Source organism: Alcanivorax sp. HI0044, assembly GCF_001634945.1.
In genome coordinates, this window is record NZ_LWEZ01000319.1 from 1 (window position 1) to 1,689 (window position 1,689).

Consider the following 1,689-nt stretch of genomic DNA (forward strand, 5'->3'; position numbering starts at 1 on the left):
ATGCGCTCGATATCGTTCACCGGAATACCATGGATGCGATCCATGATGATCACGGTGGGGCTGGACAATTCAAGATGAATGGCGGGAATGTGCAGCAGCGGACTGAACAGAAAATGCCGGCGCATGGTTTCGCTGTTGCGCGCTTCGGCGGCCAGATCCAGTTCGCCGAGGATGATCTCCCGGTAGTCCTGTACCACCCGGGCCGGGCGGAAATAGCGGGCATCACGCCACAGGCGTTCCAGCCAGCGGGCACCGAAGGCCATCACCTTCAGGTCCCGCTCCACCACCGGGCGAATGGTGGGGCGCAGCACCTTGGCCACCACCTGTTGGCCGTTGTGCAGGGTGCCGGCATGCACCTGTGCTACGGAGGCGGCGGCCATGGGCGTGCTGTCGAAGTCGCGGAACACCTCATCAAAGGGTTGCGGCAGACTGGCTTCCACCAGGGCTCTGGCCTGCTCGCCATCGAAAGGGGCGACCTGATCCTGCAGGCGGGCGAGGGCGGCAGTCCACTCCGGGGGGAGCATGTCCTGTCGCGTGGCCAGCAGCTGGCCGAATTTGATGAAGATGGGCCCCAGCCGCTCCAGTGCTTTGTGCAGGCGTTCGCCTTCGCTCAGCTCGCCGGTGCCGAGCCAGCTGGCCGGCATCAGGTACTGCAGGACCAGTAGCAGGCCTTTGGCTGGATGAGCGGGTAGCAGGGATATCAGCCGGTAGCGGCAGATCACATGGATCACCACCAGTATGCGGGTAATCGGTGGCATCAGTGTGTTGCGCTCCCGGAATCCTGTGGCGATGAGGGCGAAGAGGATGATGCGGACGGCGCGCGGGTTTTCAGCCGCTGAATGCGGGCATCCAGACGATCCACGTCCATGCGCAGTTCATCCACGTCGTGACCGAATTCGTAAACGTCACGGCGGCTGGGAATCAGCCCGGATTCGTTGCCCACATAATCGCCCAGTTGTTCGGTGAGGCGGGTGGCGGCTTGCTTCGCCCAGCCGAACAGGCGGCGGGCGCTGTAATCCAGTTGCTGGGCCAGCTCGGAACCGGTGACAGGCTCCAGAATGGCGCCCCAGTCGATCTGCAGGTGGTTGGCGATCTGTTGTAGCTCTTGCAGAAAATCCCGGTTGCCGGTGATGTCCACGGGGCCACCGATCACGCCGGGGCGGGTTTTCCAGTTGAGCAGCAGCGAGGCCAGGTCCATGGGGCTGCCTTTCACTGCCACGTCCGGGGTGGCGTCGCTGCGGTGGTAGAGCTCTACACCGTCTTCCACGATCAGCCCGTAGATGGCCATGGGCGGCAGTGTCACCTCAATGGCGATGAGTCGCCCGGCGTGTACGGCCAGGCGATCGGCGCTGGCCGGATCGGAACGCAGGGCGGTGTTGATGGCTCGCTCCACGGTGGCCAGGGCGGTGGTGGACAGCAGGCCCGGAGAGCGTGACTGGTCTTTCAGGCTCAAAACTTGAATCCTCTGTGCAGGGCCACGATGCCGCCGATTATGTTGAAGTATTCGGTACGGGCAAAGCCGGCGTTGTCCATCATGCCCTGCAGGGTGTCCTGATCCGGGTGCATGCGAATGGATTCCGCCAGGTACTGGTAGCTGTCGGCGTCGTTGACGATGAGCTTGCCCAGCTTGGGCCACACGGCAAAGGAGTAGGCGTCGTAGGCTTTGGCCAAGTGCTTGTTGGTGGGCGT

At 63.2% G+C, this 1,689-nt stretch carries 3 protein-coding genes; all 3 read right to left on the minus strand.

Annotated features, from left to right (window positions below; all coding sequences use genetic code 11):
• Positions 1-758, minus strand: a 758-nt coding sequence (locus A3730_RS03840; RefSeq protein ID WP_231883834.1) for an AarF/ABC1/UbiB kinase family protein, incomplete at its 3' end; no start/stop codon positions are given.
• Positions 758-1,453 (minus strand): SCP2 domain-containing protein, encoded by a 696-nt coding sequence (locus tag A3730_RS03845; protein ID WP_063521323.1) that lies wholly within the window; start codon positions 1,451-1,453, stop codon positions 758-760. The genes A3730_RS03840 and A3730_RS03845, both read right to left, overlap by 1 nt.
• Positions 1,450-1,689, minus strand: a 240-nt coding sequence (locus A3730_RS03850) for a class I SAM-dependent methyltransferase (protein WP_231883835.1), incomplete at its 5' end; no start/stop codon positions are given. The genes A3730_RS03845 and A3730_RS03850, both read right to left, overlap by 4 nt.